The 16,744-nt window shown below is 37.7% G+C and carries 9 protein-coding genes and 1 pseudogene; 8 read left to right on the forward strand and 2 right to left on the reverse strand.

The annotated features are described in order from the left end of the window. Positions 1-164: pseudogene (locus B5X51_RS15825) on the forward strand (IS1595 family transposase); the annotation flags it as partial. Positions 165-260: 96 nt separating this feature from the next. Continuing rightward, positions 261-1,724 (forward strand): glycoside hydrolase family 130 protein, encoded by a 1,464-nt coding sequence (locus B5X51_RS10490; protein ID WP_079721139.1) that lies wholly within the window; start codon positions 261-263, stop codon positions 1,722-1,724. Positions 1,725-1,740: 16 nt separating this feature from the next. On the opposite strand, the gene B5X51_RS10495 is transcribed toward B5X51_RS10490, so the two are convergent. Both B5X51_RS10495 and B5X51_RS10500 read right to left on the reverse strand, forming a co-directional pair. After that, positions 1,741-2,754, reverse strand: coding sequence for a glycosyltransferase family 4 protein (locus B5X51_RS10495; protein WP_079721140.1), 1,014 nt, complete (start codon positions 2,752-2,754; stop codon positions 1,741-1,743). After that, on the reverse strand, positions 2,754-5,033 hold the full coding sequence (locus B5X51_RS10500) for a glycosyltransferase family 4 protein (protein ID WP_079721141.1): 2,280 nt from the start codon (positions 5,031-5,033) through the stop codon (positions 2,754-2,756). Before B5X51_RS10500 ends, B5X51_RS10495 begins: the two co-directional genes overlap by 1 nt. A 715-nt stretch (positions 5,034-5,748) precedes the next feature. On the opposite strand from B5X51_RS10500, the gene B5X51_RS10505 reads away from it, so the two are divergent. From B5X51_RS10505 to pflB, 6 genes are all read left to right on the forward strand, one after another. Continuing rightward, entirely contained in the window at positions 5,749-6,138 is a 390-nt protein-coding gene (locus B5X51_RS10505; protein ID WP_079721142.1) for a hypothetical protein, read from the forward strand. A gap of 204 nt (positions 6,139-6,342) precedes the next feature. After that, a complete protein-coding gene (locus B5X51_RS10510) occupies positions 6,343-10,683 on the forward strand; it encodes a CusA/CzcA family heavy metal efflux RND transporter (protein ID WP_079721143.1) in 4,341 nt (1,446 codons plus the stop codon). Between the two features lie 4 nt (positions 10,684-10,687). After that, entirely contained in the window at positions 10,688-11,878 is a 1,191-nt protein-coding gene (locus B5X51_RS10515) for an efflux RND transporter periplasmic adaptor subunit (protein WP_079721144.1), read from the forward strand. A 10-nt stretch (positions 11,879-11,888) separates the two neighbouring features. Then, positions 11,889-12,302 (forward strand): Fur family transcriptional regulator, encoded by a 414-nt coding sequence (locus tag B5X51_RS10520; protein ID WP_079721145.1) that lies wholly within the window; start codon positions 11,889-11,891, stop codon positions 12,300-12,302. A 325-nt stretch (positions 12,303-12,627) separates the two neighbouring features. Beyond that, the gene (locus B5X51_RS10525; protein WP_079721146.1) at positions 12,628-13,908 is read left to right on the forward strand and encodes an L-lactate MFS transporter; all 1,281 of its coding nucleotides are present in this window, start codon (positions 12,628-12,630) and stop codon (positions 13,906-13,908) included. Positions 13,909-14,462: 554 nt separating this feature from the next. After that, entirely contained in the window at positions 14,463-16,703 is a 2,241-nt protein-coding gene (pflB, locus tag B5X51_RS10530) for a formate C-acetyltransferase (RefSeq protein WP_079721147.1), read from the forward strand. The last annotated feature ends 41 nt before the right edge of the window (positions 16,704-16,744 follow it).

Consider the following 16,744-nt stretch of genomic DNA (forward strand, 5'->3'; position numbering starts at 1 on the left):
CTATTGGAAATGCAAAAAAAGACTTGCAGAAATTCCATAAAATAAAGAGAAAATATCTGCAATTATATCTCAATGAGTTCATTTACAAACTCAACAGAAGGTATTTTGGAGACAAAATATTCAACAGGTTAATAATAGCAGGCATTACAGCTACTGGACGTTAAACGGATATGCAAAAAATTTAAGAGTGAAACTAAGTTTCTTATTCATTTAACATCTATCTTTAAAAGGTTGCCAGCCCTCCCTAAATTATTCATATTATGAGAGTTGCCGTAGAACGTAAAGATGTCAAGTTTCTACCTGATTGTAGCCGGGTTGTGGTACGTTTCTTTATGAATGGAGATCAAAGAACTCAAAACCTTATTGCCAGAATTATGGCGATGAGTGATTTCCAGGTAAACCAAACCCTAGAACAAACTCTAAGGGAATTCTCCAGGCGACACCGTAACATCTCTAAAGTGTTTTTTAAACATTGCTCCAATATTCAGCATATCATTGAGGGGATGCAGGTAAACTATAACGCTCTTTCTGATGATAGAAAATTGCTTATTGGTTCTTACTGCACAATGGAATTTGCCCTGGAATCAGCTGCATTTTTCAACCCTTCTATTGTAGAAGATTTTGACCAAACTTATTTAGAAGAAGGTGAAAAAAGAGTGATCATTTCTTTTAGAGCAACTGGAGAAGGCCATATTTCTTCATTAGTATTCAGAAGGGGTATTCTTGATAAAAACAATGATCTGCATTTATTGAAAATTGGGAATCATATAGATAAAGCAGAGATCTCACATAAAAAATTATATGATAAAAGTCGGTTTATAGAGCGTCTTTCAGAAATGGATATTCCCTCAAAATTTTCAAATGCTATTATGGACAGGCTTCCAGATAGATTTGAATACTATGCCTTAAAGCAGGAAGTAAGCAAAATATTAGAGGATACCAATATGATTGCTGAAAGAAGAATGGCGCTGGAAGAAATGACCTGGTTAGTAGATTCTTTTTATGACATTCAATTTAAACACGATGCTGATCTTTCGGCACGCGTAATTTTTCCCATTTCAGAATCTGAAAGCAGGGGAATAGAAGATGCCCGTTTTGTTAGATTTAAGGATGAAGATGGAGAAATAAAGGTCTATGCTACCTATACCGCTTATAATGGACATACTATTTTACCTAAGCTTATCTCTACAGATGATTTCTATACCTTTAGGGTAATGCCCTTACACGGTGATGGAGCTCAAAATAAAAATCTGGCTTTATTTCCTTCAAAAGTAAAAGGAAAATATGCCATGCTGGCCAGAATTGACGGGGTAAACAACTATATCATGTTTTCTGACAGAACAACATTATGGAAAAACCCAATACTCATTCAAAAACCAAAATACCCCTGGGAATTTACTCAAATTGGTAACTGTGGCTCTCCATTATGGACTGCTGAAGGCTGGTTAATTATCACACATGGTGTAGGTCCAATGCGTCGCTATTGTATTGGCGCTTCACTTTTTGATCTCGAAGATCCTACAAAAGAAATAGGAAGGCTAAAAGAACCTCTAATTACGCCGCTTGAGCATGAAAGGGAAGGTTACGTTCCCAATGTGGTGTACTCTTGCGGGGCATTAATTCATAACCAAAGCCTTATCTTACCCTACGCGCTATCAGACTATTCCTCGACCTATGCAATCGTGAATTTAGCTGAATTATTTGCCGCCCTTAAGCGAAATTAGATTCTCATTATTTAATTTATTTATTTTTTATCACGGTCTCATAGGCTCCCAGATAAGCATGGGTCATTGTTTCCAGGCTAAATTTTTTCACCGCATAAGCTCTGCAGGTTTTAGGATCTATTTTATCTAATGCCTTTATCGCTAAAACTGCTTCTGAAATATTACCAGGTAAAAAACCACTTATTTCTTCCCTGATAAGCTCTGGCATGCTTCCTCTTTTAAAAGCGATTACCGGTGTGCCGCACATCATAGCTTCCAGAACGCTTAACCCAAAAGGTTCTTCAAAAAATATAGGATGTAATAAAGCTTTTGCACAGCCAAGTAATTTGTCCCTAGCTTCTGGCCCTACATTGCCCAGGTATTCAACATTCTTATTATCTATAAAAGGTTTTATTTCTGAATTAAAATATGCCTCTTCCTGAATAAGTCCGGCTATTTTAAGACGAAGCCCTGCCTTGCGTGCTATTTCAATAGCCGCATGAGCTCCTTTATGAGGATGAATTCTTCCGAAGTAAAGCAAATAATCTTCTTTTTCTTTTCTGAAAGTAAACTCTTTAGGATCCAGACCGTGATAAATAGTGGCAAGGTAATCCAGCTCTTCACTTCTATCTGAATCTGAAATAGAAACATAGGAAGTTGAATTATTATACTTCTTATAAACCGGAATTATTTTGGGTGAGGAAAAACCGTGAATAGTGGTTAACATCGGGACATTAATAAGGCTAGAATAAGTTAAAGGCAAGAAATCAAAATGGTTGTGAATAATATCGAAACGCCCGGCCTGCTCCATCAAATGACTTATATGTAAACATTCCATTACTTTTGGATCGTTTTCCTTATCTACTTCGTAAGGTAATTTGCTGGCCCATTCCAGTTTTGCTTTTGTGATCGAATTAGCCGTAGCAAAAAGCGTCACATCATAACCTTTTTCAACTAGCCCCTCGGTAAGGTTTGAAGCAACCTGTTCCCAGGGACCATATTTTTCGGGTGGTGTACGCCAGGCTATTGGAGATAAAATTGCAATTTTCATCAGGAACTAACCATTATTTTTGAAGGATTGGCGGCTTTAAATTCCTTAGTTTGATAGAGTTTTTCATAAGCCTTAAGCACGGTGAGGTGTGAGATCAAATAAGCCAATGAACTCTCTGCGCCCTGGTTTCTATTTACTCCATAATTTTCTATACCGTCGCAACACCCTTTTGTATCAAAGTCATAAAGGCTCATTCGCAAATCATTTTCGCCTAAAAACCACATAAATGAAAGGAATAATTTATTTAAAAATTCTTTATCCTTTGTCACTAAAAAAGCTTGATAATACATAAGTACCATAGCTAAAGCGTCTACCGGTTGCTGTGCGAACATAGATCTTTCCTGATCTTTTACATACCATTTTTTATTGCCTATAATTGAAAGATATCCGTTGTTAAAAGTTTGTTCGGTCAGGAAATTCATCGCTTCCAGGGCCACAGATTGCATATAATCATCGTTCAAAATTTGGGTAGCGTGAAGTAGCGCTAAAGGTAAAATTCCATTATCGTAGGCAAGTAAATTTTCAAACCATTTCCAGTCTTCTGTACTATTTTCTTCATAGTGTGTGACCAGTTTTGAACTTAGGTTTTTTAGTTGACTAAGCATTTCTTCATCTGCAGGGTTACTCTTTAAATAGTAACAAATCCCAATGATCGTATTAGCGATGCTTCGAATAGATTTTAATTTTCCAAAATTTGGTACTGCGTTAAAGAAAACCAATTTCCCATTTTGATAATAGGCATCATTAGGAGCATTTCCAATTAAATATCCAAGGGCCCAGATCGTTCTTCCAAAGGAATCTTCGGAACCTGTTATGTCTAAAAAATTTCGATTAAAGCTCAAAAAGTTCCTGAAAGTTCCGTCTTCATTTTGCATATAATGGATATAACTGAGATAAACAGGCATTAACTCTAGCGCTAAAGAATTTTTTTTCTGATTAAATGCCATCAAAGACATAAGTAATGCCCTGGCGTTATCATCCAGGCAATAACCCTCTTTAAGATTGGGAATTCCAAATTTTGCGTGTTGGATAATTCCTGTATCATCAGTTAATCTTTTTATATGCGCCAGTGAAAATGGTGGCAGAATCAAAGGATCTATTATAGTTCCCTCTTCATTTAAAATTTCTTTTTTAGTTGATTTCAATATGTCCTGAGCAAGATCTATATACTTCTCCCCTATTTTGGGCCATTTTATCCCTTTGCCATATTTAAGAGCCTTGCTTTGAATTTCTTTAAGTTTATCTGGATTATCTAATAATTCGTTGAGGGTATAAGCAAGATCGTCTGGATCATTAAAATTAAAAAGGCGGCCTTTACCATTCTGTAATAATTCTGCCGCGTGCCAGTAAGGAGTGGAAACAACCGCACAGCCAGCGCCCATAGCATAAGTAAGTGTACCACTGGTGATCTGGGCTTCATTAATATATGGGGTTATGTAGATATCGCAGGCAGATAAATACTTAAATAATTCAGTTTCATCAATAAACTCGTTCAATAACAAAACGTGATCCTGAAGTTTTAAATTTTTTATAAGCAGTTGTAGATAATTCCTGTATTCTTCTCCAGAATAGCGTAAAACATTAGGATGTGTTTTCCCCAAAACCATGTATAGAATTTCTGGATGAGTTTTGATTATCTGAGGTAAAGCTTTTATAACCGTTTCAATTCCTTTATTTCTGCCAATAAAACCGAAGGTCATTAATACTTTTTTCTTCTTGAGTTTGAATTCGGTCTTAGATTGTTTTTTATCAAATTGAATATCGGGAACGCCGTGTTCTATAAGATTTATTTTTTTACTGGGAACATCGTAAATAGAAGTAAGAAAAGTAATAGCCATTTGGTTCATTACCACGATACTATCGGCCATCTTACATATTTCCTTCAGAATTGCCTTTTCTGTATAGGTAGGATTTTCCAGAATAGTATGTAAGGTTACGATTATCGGGATTTTAAGGTGATGTAGTAGCGGTAAAACATATACTCCGCCAGATCCTCCAAAAATCCCAAATTCGTGTTCCAGAATACAAACATCTACGCCATTAGAATTTATAAAATTAGCTGCTTTTAAATAATCGGCCTGTTGCTCCTGGCGTATAGTGAGTTTAACTTCGGGTGGGTAAGTGTAAGTTTCATCATAATCGTTCATGGCAATAATGAGACGTTTATGAATTTTTTCACCCTGATGGTTCTTTCCGGTCATGGCCAAAGCAAGGTTTTGGGTAAAAGTCCCAATTCCGCATTCCCTCGGTGGATATGTTCCTATATAAGCAATCTTCATTTTGAAGTATTTTTTCTGGTTTACTTTATCGCGTTTTACAAGTGGAAAGACTTGCTTCTTTCACTTTTTCTGGGCCGCTTTTACCAGAAATTATTCTTTATCTTTTTTGATTTGAGGGCATAATAATTTTCAAAAAAAATAATTCAGGCATTGCGTTGGAGGGTGTATTAAAGATAAGATTATTAAACCTAAAAGACTTATCTTCTATGTGTTAAGTTTAACCAAATTAAAGTGAAAATCTACGCTAATTTTAGAGTAAGCTTAGTTATTGACTGAAGGATGCTTCTCTTATTTCATCAAAAAACGGTGTGTTTTTTTCTTCTACACATTTTGCGGCATAAAGATAGAGCGCGGCACTCCAGGTTTGCCAGTCCTGCACATTGGCTAACTTTAATTTCCTGATAAAAAAGGAGGCGGTAAAACACTCATTGTTAATTAGTATGGCAAAGAATTCATTACTTCTGTTGAACGTGAAGGTTCATTATAGGGAGTATTCTCATTTCAAACTAATTGAAAATATTTTGAAGGTGCTTTTTTATGGGATCTACTAAACTCACCCATCCTAAAATAAGGAGGCAAAAAATTGGGTAGATAGACTTTTAAAGGCGAAAAGAAAGAGACTGCTCAAAAGGGGCAGAGCCTTCATTCTAAAAATGAGCATTTAAATCATTTATGCACTACAATTGCATCTTATTTTGTTTAGTTTTGTTTTAGCATGAAATTAATTATCAGCATATCTTTTTCCTTTATATTCCTGTTTCAATCACTGGGCCCGGGAATGGATTTATGCTGTGAACTTCCTAAAATTGATAATCTCTTAACGCACTACGAGGAACTTCATCAGAAAAATCAGATCTCTTTATTTGATTTTATAGCAGATCACTATGGTAAAGATAAAACCGACCATAATGATAAGCATGATGGAGAACTCCCTTTTCAGGAGAAGCATTCCTGCTGCCATGCTCACGTGCTTGTTTACAATATTTCGGAAGTTTCTTATCAGATATTTGTTGAAATAGGAAATCATACTTCCCCTGATTTTTATCGACTTAATCAAGACTCCGGCATTTCAATATCCATCTTTCAACCGCCTAAAATAGCTTAGCGGCGGGCATCTCATTTTTCATTTTGTGTAATCCCAACTTCGGGATGTAAATGCTCGTATTAAAAGTTTACTCGATAATCGAGGTTTATATGCTACGTCCCAAAGCATCGGGACGCCTCGAATTCTAAAATTTTTTGCACTTAATGACTCGTGGGTTCGCTGCGAGGTAATTGACTGTTAATACTAATATTTACATTTTTTTCTATGCTAGATAAAATCATTGATTTTTCAATCAATAATAAGTTTATAGTGGGGCTATTCACCTTAGTCCTTATTGGTCTGGGGATTTGGAGTATGCGGGAAGTGCCCGTAGACGCCCAACCCGATATTACCAACAACCAGGTGCAGGTTATTACCCAGGCACCCAATTTAAGTACCGCAGATATAGAGCAATTTGTGACCTATCCTGTAGAGGTAGCTATGAGTAACTTACCGGGAGTGCAGGAGATACGCTCTGTTTCTCGTTTTGGTCTATCGGTGGTGACCATTGTTTTTAATGATAGCCAGGGAACATATCTTCCCCGGCAATTAGTATCTGAGAAACTCTCTGAAGTTAAAGAGGAGATCCCGGAAGGTTTTGGAAAACCTTCCATTGGACCAATTTCCACCGGATTGGGAGAAATTTACCAGTATACCCTGGAGGTTGAGGAAGAATTTCAGGATGAATATGACCTTACAGAACTTAGAACCATCCAGGATTGGATTGTAAAACGGCAAATGGCCATGGTTCCCGGGGTGGTAGAAGTAAACGGAGTGGGAGGGCATATTAAGCAGTTTGAAATTGCATTTGTCCCAGACGAGTTGCGTGCTATGGGAATAAGTATAAGCGAGGTTTTCACTGCTCTTGAAGAAAACAATCAAAATACAGGTGGTGCTTATATTGCAAGAAACCATCAGGCCAATTTTATCAGGGGGGAAGGCCTGGCCAGGAATAAAGAGGATCTGGAAAATATTGTGGTGAAAACCAGTAATAATGTTCCAATTACAATTAAGGATATTGCTAAAGTACAAATTGGTGGCGCGGTTAGGTACGGTGCCCTTACTAAAAATGGCGAAGGAGAAACCGTAGGCGGTATGGTGATGATGCTAAAAGGAGCAAATTCCAATGAAGTTATAAGCAGTGTAAAAGAGCGTGTTGCTGAAATTCAAAAATCTTTACCGGAAGGTGTTTTTATAAAACCGTTTTTAGATCGTAGCCAGCTAATAGAAGAAACAACAGGAACTATTGCCGAAAACCTGATGCTGGGCGGGTTAATTGTTATTTTTGTTTTGGTTATACTCCTGGGAAACTGGCGCGGTGGACTTATAGTAGCCTCTACTATTCCACTATCCCTTTTGTTTGCTTTTATTCTAATGAATGCTTTTGGGGTTTGGGCAAATCTTATGAGCCTTGGCGCTATAGACTTTGGGATTATTGTGGATGGTGCGGTAATTATCGTAGAGAGCACGGTTTTCCTAATTCATGATAGAATCCGGAAGAAGCAACAATTTAAGGATGGAAGCATGGATAGCATTGCAGCTTCTTCAGCTAAAAAAATGATGAATTCAGCCTTCTTTGGGCAACTTATTATTTTAATTGTGTTTCTTCCAATACTGGCTCTGGAGGGTGTTGAAGGGAAAATGTTCAAACCAATGGCTCTTACCTTCATTTTTGCAATGCTTGGAGCCATGATATTATGCCTCACCTATGTCCCCATGATTTCGGCATTGTTCTTAAAACCCACCAGCAAAATAAAAGAATCCAAAGGTGATAAATTCGTAAGCTGGCTGGAAAATAAGTATGAACCTTTATTGAATAAGGCATTAAAGAAATCTAAAATAGTAATTGGTGTTGCAGTTCTATTATTCGGATTGGCAGTTTTATTGTTTAGCCGAATGGGGGGCGAATTCGTACCCCAGTTAGATGAAGGCGATATCGCTTTTCATATTATTCTGAAACCCGGCAGCTCCTTATCTGAAGGAATTGCTACCGCCACTAAAATTGAAAGTCTGTTATTGGAAGAATATCCTGAAGTGGAACAGGTGGTTTCGCGGTTTGGGGTTTCTGATGTTCCTACAGATCCTATGCCTATGGATATAGGGGATAGTTTTATTATTTTAAAGCCGAAAAGTGAATGGGTTAGTGCCTCTACTAAAGATGAACTGATCTCCCGGATAAAAGAAACTATAAGTATATTTCCGGGGGTCTCTTATGAATTTACGCAACCTGTTGAAATGCGTTTTAATGAACTTTTAACCGGAGTTAGGGAGGATGTGGCCGTAAAATTATATGGCGAAGATCTTAATGTTCTTGCAGATAAAGCAGAGGAAATGGGTGCGATTATCGCCGGCGTAGATGGGGTTGCGGATATGAAGGTTGAAGCAATTTCGGGTTTACCCCAAATTACCGTAGATTATAATAGGGAGAAACTTGCACAGTATGGCCTAAATATTTCGAGGCTTAACGCTTTAGTAGAAACTGCTTTTGCCGGAAGGAAAGCAGGGGTGATTTTTGAAGGAGAAAAAAGGTTTGACCTGGTAGTGCGCTTAGAGGATTCACAGCGTAAAAATATTGAAAATCTTAAAAACCTATATGTAAGCCTACCCTCCGGAACACAAATTCCATTAAAGGAAGTTGCAGAAATTAGTTATCAGTCAGGTCCGATGCAGATTAGCCGGGATAATACCAATCGGCGGACGTATGTAGGAATTAATATTCGAAATCGGGATGTGAAATCGGTAGTAGCCGATATTCAGGAAAAACTGGAAGCAAATTTCGAGCTTCCGGCTGGTTATTATATTCGTTATGGTGGTGCTTTTGAAAACCTGGAGCGTGCCACTGCCAGGCTGCAAATAGTAGTTCCCATCGCACTTCTACTCATCTTTATCTTAATCTATTTCGCATTAAAATCTTTTAAACAAACTACTATGATCTATATGGCCATACCTATGGCGGCTATCGGCGGGATTTACGCACTTTGGTTAAGGGATATGCCTTTTAGTATTTCTGCGGGCGTTGGTTTTATAGTGCTTTTTGGAGTAGCGGTGCTAAATGGCCTGGTGCTTATAAGTAGTCTGAATGAACTTAAGGAAGAGGGAGTTAGTGATCTAAACCGGCGCATCAAACTTGGAACGAAACGTAGAATACGTCCCATTTTGCTAACGGCACTTACTGATGTTCTTGGATTTTTACCGATGGCTGTTTCGGCTTCTGCAGGTGCCGAGGTGCAACGGCCGTTGGCAACAGTGGTTATAGGTGGGATGATTTCGGCTACCTTATTAACTCTTCTAGTTCTTCCTATTTTGTATAAATGGGTAGAACAGCGTAGCGAACGCCCCGTGCCCCAAAAAGGTATGCTCGGGTTTACACTTATTGCGGGGATATTTTTCCTTATTCCATTTAATTCGCAAGCTCAGGAAAACCCTTTAGGTAAGCCATTGTCTCAGGCAGAGGCGGTAAGTTTAGCGCTGGATAATTATCCTTTGTTAAATAGTAAAAAGTTACAGATTGATAAGGAAAAAGCTTTAAAAAAATCGGCCTGGAACATAGGAACCACGCAAGTCTTTACCGGTGGTGAAGAAATTGATGATAGTCGCGGTGTTTATACATTGATCGGTATTCAACAGCAAAATATTGATCTTTTTGGAATAGCTCCCGAGCTTAAACTTCAAAATAGAAAAGTAACTCTTGCCGAAAATGCACTTAATTTATCCAGGTTACAAGTAGAAAGGGAAGTGAAAAAGGCCTGGACTGAAGCTTATATTGCCAGAAATAGATATAAGGCTTTTAAAGAGCTAGATTCTGTTTATGCTGAATTTAAGCGAGCCATAGATCTGCGTTTTGAAGCAGAAGCGATTTCAAAATTGGAAGCAATTACGGCAGGCAATAAAGTAAACCAAATCCATAATCGCTTTAGTCAATCTCAAAACGATTTTAATATCGCGCTGCAGAAACTCAATATTTGGTTTGGTGATGATAATTTTTATTCGGTAGAAGCAGACTTTTCTGAACCTGCAGAAATACAGTTAATAGGAGGTAAAGAATCTATTAGTGGCCATCCGGGAATGGAGATGGCAGAAAATAGGCTTGATGTAGCCCGGCAGGAATATAAAAGGGCACAGGCTAATTTTCTTCCGAAATTTAATATTCAGTATGGGTTACAGGAAATTAATGGTGATGCCGGTTTTTACAGTTATCAGGCCGGGATTTCCATACCGATTTTATCCGGAAAAACCTATGGTGATAACCAGGCAGCTAAAATTGAAGCCCAGATTACCAACCAGAATGCCCAATTTGAAAAACAAAAAATAAAGGCTGGTTTTCAGCAAGCTAAAGAGAATTATCAAAAATGGAAAAGATCCTGGGAATTTTATAGGGATAAGGCCCTGGTGGTTTCAAAAGAGCAACAAAAAGGAGCCTTGCTAGCTTTTAAAGAAGGAGCTATGGAATATGTAGGCTTTCTTCAAATTCTTGATAATGTTATTGAAACCGAATTAAATGCCCTGGAAGCACTACAACAATATTTACAGGCGATTGCCGAATTAGAATTTTACCTAAATAACTAGAACAATGAAATACATCAATAGATATACAAAATACAGTTTCTTGATTTTAATGATTTTCAGTCTTCTTGCCTGTAATAACAATAACGAGAAAGCTGAAGAAACTGAAACTTCTAAAGAAAAAAAAGAGACGGAACATGTTGAAGAGGCAATGCTTACTCAAAACCAGTTTGAAAGCCTGGGGATAAAAGTTGATACTTTAAGTAAGAGAAATATGAGTGGTTTTATTTCTGCCAATGGGCAATTAGAGGTTCCTCCACAGAGTGAGGCGACGGTTACCACGGTGATTGGTGCCAATATTGCTAAAATCCTGGTAATAGAAGGAGACCAGGTTAGTAAAGGGGAAACCATAGCTTATGTAACCCATCCTGATATTATTGAAATTCAAACACAATATCTGAATGCTATTAGTGAAATGAAATTACAGGAAAGGGAATTTTCCCGCCAGAAACATTTGTATGAAGAAGGTGTGGGATCAGGAGAAACTTTTCAAAGAACTGAAGCAGCTTTAGAAAGTTCCCGAAGTCATGTGAAAGGTCTGCGATCTAAATTGCAGCTTTTAAACCTTAATCCCAAAACCATAGAAAAAGGAAATATTATACAACAAATTCCAATTAGAGCTCCATTAGAGGGCGCCATAGAGAAAGTGAATGTACAAACGGGACAATTTGTAGCCTCCCAAACTTCGATGTTCCAGATTGTTAATACAGACCACGTTCATGCAGATTTAATGGTGTTTGAGAAAGATGTTGCGAAAATTAAAGTTGGACAAAAAGTAGAATTTACGGTAGCCTCGAACCCCGGAGAGGAGATTGAAGCCCGCATAATTTCGATAAGTAAAACTTTTGAACAGAACCCTAAAGCCGTTCATGTTCACGCAGAAATAAATGATAAGCCGGAAAATCTAATCCCGGGTATGTACGTAAAAGGAAGGATAAATGTTGAAGATGTGCAAAGTTTAGCATTGCCCGAAGATGCCATCTTTAGAAGTGGGGAAAGCTATTATGCTTTTACCGCCCAGGAGGAAGGAGAAGACTGGAGTATGCGGCCTGTAGAAATTATTAAGGGTGAAGTTGTTAATGGTTGGGTATCTGTAAAACTAATGGAAGATCTTCCAAAAGCAACCCGTTTTGTTCAAAATAATGCGTATTATTTAGATGCCCAAATGAATAAAGGAGAAGGTGGCCATTCCCACTAAAATGAAGTTTATGAAAGAGATACAAATAAATTTAAGGAAAAAAGGTATTAGGCAAACTCCTGTCCGAATGCTGATATATGATTACCTGGCAAAAAAAACTGTTGCCAGTAGCCTTTCCGATATTGAACAGTTTATGGATAGGTCTGATCGTACAACCTTGTATCGCACTTTAAAGACTTTTGAAGAAAAAGGGGTGGTACACCAAATTGATGATGGAACGGGGGTTCAAAAATATGCGCTTTGTGAGGAAGATTGCAGGTGTGATCCTTTAACGGATCTTCACCTGCATTTTCATTGTATAAAATGTAGTGAAACAAAGTGTTTGACAGAACAAAAAATACCGCATATTAATCTTCCTCCCGGTTATGTTGTTAAAGATGCAAACTTAGTGGTAAAGGGCATTTGCGATCAATGCGAAATTTAATTTGCCGGATAATAGATATTTAAATGATCTGAGGCTTGCCGCGAAGTAGTTTTCTCAAGCTAAAAGTACTTCTATGGCATTTAAAGAATTTTATACCAGGAACAGGGGTTGAAACTACAATGAATTAAGTTTGTAATCAAGTTGCTATACTTAATGAAAATTGGTGTTTCTTCTTTTTCTTAAGCACTCCTTAGGGATTAAAATTGCTTTGAAGAAAACATAGTTTTATTTTTTTTGTTTAATTTAATTCTCCATATCCTGATGCTGGTCAGGTTTTATCTCTCCCTCATATTTTTACTTTGTAATTCCTAAAAACATTTTAAAAATGGACAAAGTTAAAAATAGATGGCTTATTGCGGCTTCAGCAGTAGGTATTCATATTTCGATTGGTTCGGTCTATGCCTGGAGCGTTTACACCAAACCCCTTATTGAAAAATTTGGCTGGGAACTGGCAGATACTCAGTTCACCTTTAGTCTTGCCATATTTTTTCTTGGTATTTCTGCTGCCTTTTTAGGCCATTATCTGGAAAAAAAAGGCCCCAGGAAGTCTGGACTTCTCGCTGCTATTTTCTTCGGTGTAGGAATTTTAGGTTCGGGGGTGGCAATTCATCTTGAATCTATTTACCTCTTATATTTATTCTATGGTGTATTTGGTGGTGTTGGTCTTGGTTTAGGTTATATTACTCCTGTTTCTACCCTGGTAAAATGGTTCCCCGATAAACGAGGCCTGGCAACCGGATTGGCTATTATGGGATTCGGTTTTGCGGCCCTAATCAGTAGTCCCGTAATTGTTTATCTAATCTCTGCCGTGGGTATCGCAAATACCTTTTTTATAATGGGTAGTATTTATTTTGTATTAATATTAGTGTCTTCACTATATCTTGCCCCACCTCCAAAAGATTGGATGCCGGAAGGGTTTAAGGACATCGCAAAATCAGGAAAGAAAGTCGTAAAGGCCGATCTTTCGCAGCTAACAGCCAATGAAGCTGTTAAAACAAAAAGATTCTGGTATTTATGGCTTATGCTTTTTATAAATATTTCCTGCGGAATTGCAATTATTTCGGTGGCATCACCTATGGCTCAGGAATATGCCGGAATGGGTGTTGTTGCAGCTGCTACCATGGTCGGAATTATGGGGTTATTTAATGGTGCAGGGAGAATAGGTTGGGCCACTTTGTCTGATTTTATTGGAAGACCAATGATGTTTGCGCTATTTTTTACTATACAGATCGTAGCTTTCTTCCTGTTACCTACGGCCGGCAATGCTATAATATTTCAGGCACTTATTTTTCTAATTCTTTCTTGTTATGGAGGAGGTTTCTCTACCGTTCCCGCTTATATAGGAGATATGTTTGGAACTAAAGAACTGGGAGCAATTCACGGGTATATTTTAACTGCCTGGGCAGCAGCAGGTATGGCAGGCCCTTTATTCGCAGCCTGGGCCAGATCTATTTCAGATAGTTATAATGGTACATTGTACTTCTTTGCAGGATTATTGGTGATTGCATTGTTTTTATCGGTGCTAACCATATTAGAGATTCGAAAATTGAAAAAAGGAAAAATAGCTACCCCTTCAAAAAACCAGACTGAGGCAGTATTAAGCTAAGAGCTGGTATAGATTTATTTATGTTTTTTACTCGATAATCGAGATTAAATGCTCCGAGGCTTGCCTCGAAATTAAATTATATTTTCCAATAATAATGCTTCGTGAGCTTGCTCCGAAGTTGTTTACTCTTTAAAGGAGAACCGAGGTTCTCCTTTATTTTTGGAAAATATTTTCCCGTCTACTTCAGCGAGCTATATAAAATAAATGCTTGTCTGGAAAAGCACCTAAAAAAGCAAATTTGAACTAAAATTGTCAGGTCGAGCGCAGTCAAGACGCTCATGTTTAACCTTTGGACTGCGCTCAAGGTGACAAAAACTAAGCTTAGGGATTTAAACGAACAATCATTTAAACTAAAGACCCTTTTGTCCCGGATTTTTTCATTTAAAAACTTATTAACAAAACCGTTGTAGTTGTCTTTTTGTCAAATGCTTACATCAAAATATGATTTAGATCAGCATTTATAGTCCAAAAGAGCATTTATTTTATATAAATAATAAAAGAACCTGGGAAGGTTAAAAAATCATCTGAACTACTTTCATTCAAAATGCTTTATTATGAAAAATCAAACTGCAGAAACTAAAGATCTTATTGAGAAAAAACTCTTAAACCTACCTATAGATGTTAAAGGTTTTGTTGAGAAAAATGTAACACCATATTATGGAGACGATTCCTTTTTGGAAGGTCCAACAACGAGAACTAATGAACTTTGGCAGGTTTGTTTGGATGCCATGCTTAAAGAAAGGGAAAAAGGAGGTTGCCTGGCTATTGATACCGAAACTATTTCAAGTATCACCAGTCATAAACCCGGATATATTAACAAGGAGTTAGAGCTTATCGTTGGTTTACAAACCGATGAATTATTAAAGAGGGCTATGAAGCCTTTTGGTGGGATTCGCGTAGTTGAAGGTGCAGTTGCAGAACGAGGATTGAAAGTTGCAGAAGAGGTGTTAAATGTGTTTAAACACACAAGTGATCATAATAATGGTGTTTTTTCAGCTTATGATGATGAAATAAAACAATACAGGTCCCTGGGTATACTCACCGGATTGCCAGATAACTATGCCAGAGGAAGAATTATTGGAGATTACCGTCGTCTTGCTTTATATGGAGCAGACGAACTTATAAAAGCGAAGAAAAGAGATTTAAAAGCTGTTACCGGGGTTCTGAGCGAACATAAAATACGTTTACGTGAAGAGATTACTTCGCAAATAAAAGCTTTAAAAGATATGGTGATCCTTGGGAACTCCTATGGATTACAATTAAATCGTCCTGCAGCATCTGCAAGAGAAGCGATTCAATGGCTGTATATGGCTTATTTGGCTGCTGTTAAAGAACAGGATGGTGCGGCTATGTCTCTTGGGAATGTGTCTAATTTTATGGACATCTATATTGAGAAAGATCTGGCAGCAGGTGTTATTACCGAAACAGAAGCGCAGGAATTGGTAGACCAGTTTGTTATGAAGTTGCGTATGGTGCGTCACCTTAGACCGGGGGCATACGACGATATTTTTGGAGGAGACCCAACCTGGGTTACCGAGGCTATTGGAGGCCAGTTTAATGACGGAAGAACAAAAGTGACAAAAACTTCATTTAGATTCTTACAAACTCTTTATAACCTGGGAGCATCTCCAGAACCAAACCTTACCGTGCTTTGGTCTCAAGATCTGCCGGAAGGATTTAAAAAGTTCTGCGGAAAAGTTTCTATTGACACCTCTTCTATACAATACGAGAATGATGACCTTATGCGTGAAACTCGCGGGTCAGACGATTACGGAATTGCCTGTTGTGTTTCTTACCAGGAATTAGGTAAAAGAATTCAGTTTTTTGGAGCTAGAACAAACCTTCCAAAAACCTTATTAATGGCATTAAACGAAGGGCGCGAAGAAATTTCAGGAACAAAAGTTCTTAAAGATATTTTGCCTTTAGAGGGAGAGTACTTAGACTACGAGCTTGTTATGGAGAATTTCAAAAAATCTATGAGCCAGATAGCAGAAGTATACTCCAGAGCGATGAACATTATTCATTACATGCACGATCGCCACTATTATGAAAAAGCGCAACTCGCTTTAATCGATTCAGATCCTGGTATTGATATGGCTTATGGTGCCGCCGGGATATCAATTATCGCCGATTCACTATCTGCCATTAAATACGCAAAAGTTAAACCGGTAAGAAATGAAGATGGTCTAACGGTAGATTTTATTGTGGAAGGAGATTATCCGAAATTTGGAAATGACGAGGATAGCGTAGATGAAATTGCAGCTTATATCACTAAATACTTTTCTGAAGAATTAGCCAAGCACGCTTGTTATAAAAATGCAAGACCAACACTTTCTCTACTTACCATTACCTCTAATGTAATGTACGGTAAAAAGACAGGTGCTACCCCAGATGGTAGAAAAGCTGGAGAAGTTTTTGCTCCCGGAGCTAACCCAATGCACGGTAGAGATACCAACGGAGCCGTTGCAGCACTAAGCTCTGTAGCGAAATTAGATTATAAAGATGCCTTAGATGGAATTTCTAATACCTTTTCTATTATTCCTAAATCTTTGGGAAGTGCGAGAGAAGAACAAATAGAGAACCTTACAAGGCTTTTAGATGGATATTTTGAACTTGGAGCACATCACTTAAATGTAAATGTGCTGGATAGGGAGACTTTAATGGATGCTTACGAAAATCCTGAAAAATATCCTCAATTAACGATAAGAGTTTCTGGTTATGCTGTAAACTTCACAAGGCTTTCTAAAGCCCACCAAATGGAAGTGATCACCAGAACTTTTCACGATAGTTTGTAGTTAGTAGTTTTTATGTTAATTGATGAGAGGTACTGTTTTCT

The sequence above is a fragment of the Salegentibacter holothuriorum genome (assembly GCF_900168045.1).
Lineage (GTDB): Bacteria > Bacteroidota > Bacteroidia > Flavobacteriales > Flavobacteriaceae > Salegentibacter > Salegentibacter holothuriorum.

Coding starts and splice junctions, on each gene's coding strand:
- B5X51_RS10490 (WP_079721139.1), top strand. CDS start 261: ATGAGAGTTGCCGTAGAACGTAAAGATGTCAAGTTTCTACCTGATTGT.
- B5X51_RS10495 (WP_079721140.1), bottom strand. CDS start 2,754: ATGAAAATTGCAATTTTATCTCCAATAGCCTGGCGTACACCACCCGAA.
- B5X51_RS10500 (WP_079721141.1), bottom strand. CDS start 5,033: ATGAAGATTGCTTATATAGGAACATATCCACCGAGGGAATGCGGAATT.
- B5X51_RS10505 (WP_079721142.1), top strand. CDS start 5,749: ATGAAATTAATTATCAGCATATCTTTTTCCTTTATATTCCTGTTTCAA.
- B5X51_RS10510 (WP_079721143.1), top strand. CDS start 6,343: ATGCTAGATAAAATCATTGATTTTTCAATCAATAATAAGTTTATAGTG.
- B5X51_RS10515 (WP_079721144.1), top strand. CDS start 10,688: ATGAAATACATCAATAGATATACAAAATACAGTTTCTTGATTTTAATG.
- B5X51_RS10520 (WP_079721145.1), top strand. CDS start 11,889: ATGAAAGAGATACAAATAAATTTAAGGAAAAAAGGTATTAGGCAAACT.
- B5X51_RS10525 (WP_079721146.1), top strand. CDS start 12,628: ATGGACAAAGTTAAAAATAGATGGCTTATTGCGGCTTCAGCAGTAGGT.
- pflB (WP_079721147.1), top strand. CDS start 14,463: ATGAAAAATCAAACTGCAGAAACTAAAGATCTTATTGAGAAAAAACTC.